This window comes from Polynucleobacter sphagniphilus (genome assembly GCF_001953355.1).
Classification (GTDB): domain Bacteria; phylum Pseudomonadota; class Gammaproteobacteria; order Burkholderiales; family Burkholderiaceae; genus Polynucleobacter; species Polynucleobacter sphagniphilus.
Genome location: NZ_MPIY01000011.1, coordinates 1 through 6,792, shown reverse-complemented (window position 1 = coordinate 6,792; position 6,792 = coordinate 1). Strand labels below are relative to the sequence as shown.

Annotated in this window: 6 protein-coding genes and 1 pseudogene; 3 read left to right on the top strand and 4 right to left on the bottom strand. The window is 43.8% G+C overall.

From position 1 onward, the window contains the following. Positions 1-98 precede the first annotated feature (98 nt). Positions 99-393, top strand: a pseudogene (locus tag BOQ04_RS08540) (integrase core domain-containing protein); the annotation flags it as partial. A 37-nt stretch (positions 394-430) separates the two neighbouring features. Here BOQ04_RS08540 and BOQ04_RS08535 read toward each other — a convergent pair. From BOQ04_RS08535 to BOQ04_RS08525, 3 genes are read right to left on the bottom strand one after another with little or no spacing between them, the layout of a single operon-like run. After that, entirely contained in the window at positions 431-769 is a 339-nt protein-coding gene (locus tag BOQ04_RS08535) for a response regulator transcription factor (RefSeq protein ID WP_076024330.1), read from the bottom strand. Beyond that, entirely contained in the window at positions 766-1,122 is a 357-nt protein-coding gene (locus BOQ04_RS08530; protein ID WP_076024329.1) for a hypothetical protein, read from the bottom strand. Before BOQ04_RS08530 ends, BOQ04_RS08535 begins: the two co-directional genes overlap by 4 nt. Positions 1,123-1,124: 2 nt before the next feature. Continuing rightward, on the bottom strand, positions 1,125-1,322 hold the full coding sequence (locus BOQ04_RS08525; protein WP_076024328.1) for a hypothetical protein: 198 nt from the start codon (positions 1,320-1,322) through the stop codon (positions 1,125-1,127). A gap of 162 nt (positions 1,323-1,484) precedes the next feature. On the opposite strand from BOQ04_RS08525, the gene BOQ04_RS08520 reads away from it, so the two are divergent. Together BOQ04_RS08520 and BOQ04_RS08515 are read left to right on the top strand one after the other, a co-directional pair. Continuing rightward, entirely contained in the window at positions 1,485-2,606 is a 1,122-nt protein-coding gene (locus BOQ04_RS08520) for a choloylglycine hydrolase family protein (RefSeq protein WP_198929322.1), read from the top strand. A gap of 891 nt (positions 2,607-3,497) precedes the next feature. After that, positions 3,498-5,372 carry a carbon-nitrogen hydrolase family protein gene (locus tag BOQ04_RS08515; protein ID WP_076024327.1) on the top strand — a complete coding sequence of 625 codons (1,875 nt, stop codon included), beginning with the start codon at positions 3,498-3,500 and terminating at the stop codon, positions 5,370-5,372. A gap of 202 nt (positions 5,373-5,574) precedes the next feature. On the opposite strand, the gene BOQ04_RS08510 is transcribed toward BOQ04_RS08515, so the two are convergent. Next, positions 5,575-6,756: an integrase core domain-containing protein gene (locus tag BOQ04_RS08510; RefSeq protein WP_076024331.1), complete on the bottom strand. Its 1,182-nt coding sequence runs from the start codon at positions 6,754-6,756 to the stop codon at positions 5,575-5,577. Between the last annotated feature and the right edge of the window lie 36 nt (positions 6,757-6,792).

The following is a 6,792-nucleotide window of genomic DNA, read 5'->3' as shown; positions in this document are numbered from 1 at the left end:
TTTAAGTGGTCAGCCATAGCAATACTCCTTATTGATGATCTCGCAATCACCAGCATGGCTTAAATTGCTGCGGCTGACTACCATTCTGCATGTACTATGGGCCCGAACTCGTCAGTGGCAGACTCATGGAATGGGCAGCAAAGCATCAAATCCACATACAACATATCCAGCCAGGTAAACCACAGCAAAATGCCTATGTGGAACGCTTTAATCGTACCGTCAGATATGAGTGGCTATCTCAGCATTATTGGGAAAGCATTAACGAAGTTCAGGAGTTTGCAACGCAATGGATGTATAAATAGACCGAAGGGAATCCCGCGGGACAATCATCAACGTCCAAATATGGCATTGGGCGGCATTACCCCGAAACAGCGACTGGCCATGGTTGCTTAACTAATCCTACTTTTAGGCTCGGTTAAATAAGGGGGGATTACCCATTTACCGCAGTGGTGATCTCCCCATGGCCAGTAATAAACGCGATGGGAATATTAAGGCCCATATTCAGAAGCGTTTCTTGAAGTTCGATTCCAGACATGCCTCCAAGGTGAATATCTACTAAAGCACAGCCCAAAGATTGTTGATCACTAGCGGCTAGTGATTGCAAGAATCTCTCGGCACTTTCATGAGGGCTGACCCTAAAACCATAGGCATTAAGTAGTAGAGCCAGGGAATCTCGAATCGCTTCATCATCATCAATGACATACACCACACCGCCTTTTCCCGGAGGGGAGGGGTTGGGTTGATTGAGCATTGTTCGCTGCCGATTCATTTTTTAGTCGCTTTTATCTTTTGCGCTACAAGTGCTAGCGCTTCTTCCGCATTTCTGGCCATCGTGCCACTTCCAGATTTGCCGATAACAAAGTAATTGTCTTTGTGGATATAGATATGAATATACAACTCTGTCTTTTGGATTCCAATGACCACTTGCAATACCGGCTCATGGCTAGCTCGGTCATAGCTTTCGGTAAAGCTACTGTAATCTAAACGATCAGCTTGATTTTTCGCTAACTCTCGAATTTGTGCGCTGATACCCTCAATTAACAGTTCATACTCATTATAAAAGTTTGGATTGGAGTGGCGAAGCTCGTCAATAGCGATTGCGTGTAATGTGCTGTTACCCATGGTTATTTGATGATTTCAAGATGGACATAAGCATCTAAGTTTGCAAGTGAGCCACGTTTATCCATAACGGCAAATCGTAAAGCTTCTTTTTTAAAGTCTTCAAGACCAGGGTGAGAACCATCTCCGCCTAATGAGACGATATAAGTCCAGAGAACTTGGTCCCTTTGCTCTTTTCGGTAGATATCTACAATCCGCTTCATCTATGCCCCTTAAAAATAACTATACGCTCTGAGCATGAGAATTGGTTCTTATTTTTATAATGCACCGCCGCAAAATTAAAAGAGTACTTAAAAGGAAGTCTTGGTTTGACTTAACGATGTTATCCTTTTGATATTCAATTTGACCTGTGCTAAGGAGTTTTCGTGAAGCAAATAATGATGAGAAAAATAGTGGCTGCTTCGGTTTCCGCTACTTTGGCATTTGCCCCATTTACGAGCAATGCATGTACTGCTGTAAATATAGTTGCAAAAGATGGATCGGTAGTTGCGGGTAGAACCATGGAATGGGCTTTTGATATGAAGTGGCAGCTCACGGCAAACCCCAAAGGCACGCCTATTTCTCTCAGCGCACCAGCATCACTAAAGCTGCCTGCAACAAGCCTATCGAGTAAGTATGCTTTTGTCGCAATTGCGCCTGGAGTATTAGCAGGGCCTCCTGCATATTTAGAGGGTCAAAATGAGGCTGGCCTTGGTATTAGCGGAAATTTTTTACCTGGCTTTACTGAATATCAAACCGTAACCCCGCAGGATAAAAATTATGTTTCTATCCTTAACTTAGGAGGCTTTATTTTAGGAATGTTTGGCTCGGTTAAGGAGTTACGAAGCGAGCTTCCTAAATATAAGGTGTGGTTTGACCCAAGCGAAGTCAAGGGCTTACCAACACCACCTTGGTTACACCTCGTATTAACTGATCGTGGTGGCGACAGTATTGTGATCGAGTTTGTTAAGGGTCAAATGATGATCCATAACAACGTTGCGGGAGTGTTAACTAATGCCCCTACGTATGACTGGCATCTTAATAATGTACGCAACTATCTATCGCTTACATCGACTGCAACATCATCTGTAACTGTAGGCAATGTCAATGTGACTGAGCTGGGTCAGGGTGGTGGTTTACTGGGTTTACCAGCGGATTACACTCCACCATCACGTTTTGTCAGAGCTACTTATTTGAAGCAGTTTGCCTATCAGCCAGCTAATAGTGCTGATGCTATGCAAGCTGCTTATCATATATTGAATAACGTTGATATTCCTGTTGGAGTTGCTCGTTCAACGGATGGAAAGCAGGTTGTTTCTGATTACACGCAGTGGGTAAATATTAAAGATTTAAAAAATAATCGCATGAAAATTGCTAACTACGCAAATCGTACGAACTTTATCGAGATTAATTTGAATGAAGTATTTAAGTCCGGGAAATCAAAGACTTGGCAGATTGATAAATTACCATACCCACAAAATGATGTGACGACAGAGTTCTTAAAATAAGCTACCCCATAAAACCACCTTCGGGTGTTTTTTCTTTGGGTGTCTAATATGGGTCGTTAGCCACCGTCCAGAAAAGCGAGTGTTACTTTAAGTAACGCTTATCAATCTTCAAAAAAAGAACTTTGGAGCAACGAGGTGTTAAATGGTTGCTCCAAAAATCCTTTGGTTTTGAAAACCAAAGACAGATAGATCACTTCCTTTAAATCCATGAATTTACTTACACATTTGCTTACACACCGACACTGACCACCCACAGACTCACTGTTTATAAGGGTCTACCTTGGGTGTCTGCTCTCATAAGAAAGAAGCCCTAGGGGTCTTGTAACAAAGACCTCAATAGATTCAAGAGGTTAGTGGTTGATTAGGTAGTTAAAATTGCTTACACACCGCTTACACACCGGAGCAAAAACCGAGGTGTGTAGTAAATGCGGTTTTAGTGTGGTTTTGAAGTAGTAAACACCAGCAGTAAGGTGTGTAGTAAAAGTAAAGTTTTAGGGCCCATAGCTCAGTTGGTTAGAGCAGAGGACTCATAGCGAAAGTTGTGCCTTATGCGTGGAAACTGCATAAGGGATGGTGTCAAATTCGGAGAAAGCTAAAGGTAGAAATATCTAAGCTAACGCCGAGCGAAGCTTAGTAAGAAATTACTTTGAACGTGTAGAGACTAGACGGCACCCACCTAAGTTCAGAAATGAATACGGTGAAGGCATAGTCCAGGGAGTAATGAAAATTACACAAACCGGAATCCTTTGGTCCCAGGTTCAAGTCCTGGTGGGCCCACCAGAAATGAAAATACCAGCCTTCGGGTTGGTATTTTTTTAGCCTTTGTGATATTTCCAAATTAATTTCATTGGCATCTGTTATAGTTTTTGAAGCCAATCAAACATAGAGCTCATGAAAAAAACCACAGCATTTCTCATCGCATTTTTAGTCGTTTCTTCAAGCGTGATTTATGCAGCAGAAATTAAGGTTGCTGCTGTTGAATTTAACCCAACTCCAAAAGATGTGGATGGCAATGTTCAGAAGATAGTAAAGGCGGTTACTGATGCTTCGGTCAATGGCGCAAAACTAATGGTGTTGCCGGAATTCTCAGTCACGGGATTTGGATTTTCGCCTACTAACCCAAATGATTTAGATACGATTCCTGGAAGAGCTACTGCAGCACTTGAGAGGGTGACACGCAAATACAACAACTATGTGGTGGTTGGAATGTATGAGCGCGATACGATAACCGGAGTTATTCATAACTCAGCTGCTTTGGTGGGACCCAAAGGACTTGTTGGAAAGTATCGAAAAAATCAGCTACCCGAAGGTGACTATGACACTGCTGCACCAGGAAATCTCGGCTTTCCAGTATTCAATACTGATATTGGCAAGATAGCCATCCTCATCTGTTTTGATGATAGCCGACTGCAATCATTACTCATTCCTAGTCTGCGCGGAGCTGACATATTGGCTATGCCGATTGGGTCAGATATGATGCCTAAATTCGAAAAAATGAGTAATGGCAATCATTCGACTATTTCCAATATTGCTGTTTTGGCAGGTTGGACAGGAATGAATGTGGTTGCTAGCAATCAAACAGGTTTGATTAGCTTTCCTGCCATGGGTTTAGTGGATCAGTTCACTGGGGGTTCTACGATTTGGGACAACAATGGCAAGCAACTTAGCCAATCAAAGGTATCCACATGGACCAAGCCCCTGCCACCCGAAACGATTTATGCAACGATTGATGCAGATAAAAAGAGTGAACAAAAAGCATTTTGGCTAAAGCATCGTCGTCCTGAGTTATATCAAGTCTATAACCTCTATAAAGCGCCTGTCGATCCAGCTGCTAACAATACTCAAAATCAGATTTCAGCACTCTTAGTTCAGTATGACCCTAGTAATGGTAATGTTGAAGCAAATGCCAAGAAAGTAGATTCATTAATTGAGAAGAACCAAAACGTATTTAATCTAGCTGTATTGCCTTTTAATTCCTTCTTGGGAAATGTAAAGTTGAATAAAACTAATATTCAACAATATGCAGAACCGTTGAATGGCAAAAGCTATGCCCTGGCTTCTGACATGGCAAAAAAATATAAGACTTATCTCTTGTTCTCCATGCCTGAAGTGAGCGATGGAAAATATTACGAGACCGCCATTCTGTTTGATTTCAATGGAAAACAGGCTGGCGTCTATCGTAAGACCCATTTAAATGATGCAGAGCAGTCTTGGGCAACTGCCGGCAATAATCTTCCAGTATTTGCTACCAATGAGTTAGGAAGGGTTGCCGTTGTGTTAGACGATGAAGTACGAATTCCTGAGTTGACCGAGGTGTATGCATTAAATCGGGCAGACTTGATTCTGGTGCCAACAGCATATGATGGAAAACAGTATGGCAGTCCGGTGAATATTCCTAAAGGTTTGGTGCCTGATGCCAGTAATCGCGGCATGAACATTTGGTTTGATATGGCCAAGTATTCTCAAGCCTATACCTTGGTGGCTAATTATCGACAGGATTCGGATAAAGAGTTTGTACGAAGTGCTGTCTACTCATTAGTACCAGAGGAGGGTTACTATCCTCCAAACATTGCGCCCAATAAAGAAACAGCTCATCAGGTCATGTTTACTACGCATGCTAATAATACATTCTGGATTAATCAGCAGAGTTTAGTGGTTGGAAGGCGCTATGATCTTGCTACCCCTTTAACTTTAGATATGCAAGGCGATTGCTTTAAGGAGTGGCAAGCTAATTCAGCTAGAGTGGGATTGTGCAAGGGAAATTGAGGTGGTTGCTCCCTGCACTATTAATCGCCAACCTTACTGACTATACGTAAGCCGCATTCTGTGGAGTTCTATCCTAGCCTTCTGTCCTCATAATCCTTTGGTCCCAGGTTCAAGTCCGGGTGGGCCCACCAGAAAAGCAAAGGTACGTACCGGACACATGCTTTACGTCCGGTACCGACCACATGGTTTACACCTTTACCAATCACATCCCCAATACTTTGGGACCAAATGGGTTTTCTAAGGCTTGTACCCGAGAAGACTCCATATCAAAGTAAGCCATATCGTAATCCATAAAGCTCACTAACCACACGTCGTCTTCGACCTGCCGTAAGCCTACGTCATGACCAGCGAACACCGTACTAAAGTGAATCTTCTTACCATCAAGGCAGATGCGTCCGCAGTTAGTCACGGTCACTGTCTTATCGTGGAAGGGATAACTCACATCGGGTAGCCCTTCGTATTTTCGGGTCGAGGGGGTATAGAGCTGTGCCGGTTTTTTCATCTCCAGGGCTTGATGGGGCCGCTCATAGTTGTACTCATAGATAAAGTCTTCGAACTTATCTTGCTGTTGCAAAAGTGTTTTGGCAGGGGGTTTAGTCGTCGCTTGCTTGAGCGTTAAATGCATGCGTTCATGCCGACCATTTTGCTGAGGATTGCCGGGCTTAATGCGCTCAATACCAATGCCTAAACGAAGCCACCACACCGATAGACTACTTAAACCATAGAGCGCATTAGCGCAGGCAAACGGCACACCGTTGTCTGAGCGGATGGAGCCTGGCAGCCCATACTCTTTGAAGAGTTGCTCAAAGACCGTAAAAGCCTGCGCTTCGCGAGTACTCTCTAGGCCTTCACAGCAAATGAGGAAGCGAGAGGCATAGTCCGTCACGGTTAAGGGGTAACAGTACTGCTTATTACCCAGCATAAACTCCCCTTTGTAGTCCACGCACCATAGAGCATTCGGTTCTTTGAGATCCGATAAGTTGGTCCCCGTGAGCTTGGGGTGGTGGCGTCTGCGTTTCTTTTTGACTAAGCCATGGCGATCGAGAACGGCATGCACCGTGCTTTTGGCGGGCAATGCTAACTCCGGGTAGTGGGTGTGCAATCTGTCGCGCAATTTAGGAGCGCCCCAGGTCGGGAACTCCTTTTTGAGGTTCACGATCAGTTGCTCGACCTGGAAGGGCAGCCGATTGGCTTGCCTAAAGGGCCTTCTTGATCGATCCGTAAAGGCTTCTAAACCACTGTCTTTATAGCGATCAATGATTTTATGGCCAGTGACTCTGGAGATTCCAAACTCCTGGCAAAGGGTAGCAATCTTCTCGCCATCAAGGTAACGAGATACAAACTTGAGCTTTTCATCCATCTTCGTACTTTCATTCCACGGCATAGTAAGGTCCCTCCTATGCCAAAAACTGTAAAGTAT

Coding starts and splice junctions, on each gene's coding strand:
- BOQ04_RS08515 (WP_076024327.1), top strand. CDS start 3,498: ATGAAAAAAACCACAGCATTTCTCATCGCATTTTTAGTCGTTTCTTCA.
- BOQ04_RS08525 (WP_076024328.1), bottom strand. CDS start 1,322: ATGAAGCGGATTGTAGATATCTACCGAAAAGAGCAAAGGGACCAAGTT.
- BOQ04_RS08530 (WP_076024329.1), bottom strand. CDS start 1,122: ATGGGTAACAGCACATTACACGCAATCGCTATTGACGAGCTTCGCCAC.
- BOQ04_RS08535 (WP_076024330.1), bottom strand. CDS start 769: ATGAATCGGCAGCGAACAATGCTCAATCAACCCAACCCCTCCCCTCCG.
- BOQ04_RS08510 (WP_076024331.1), bottom strand. CDS start 6,756: ATGCCGTGGAATGAAAGTACGAAGATGGATGAAAAGCTCAAGTTTGTA.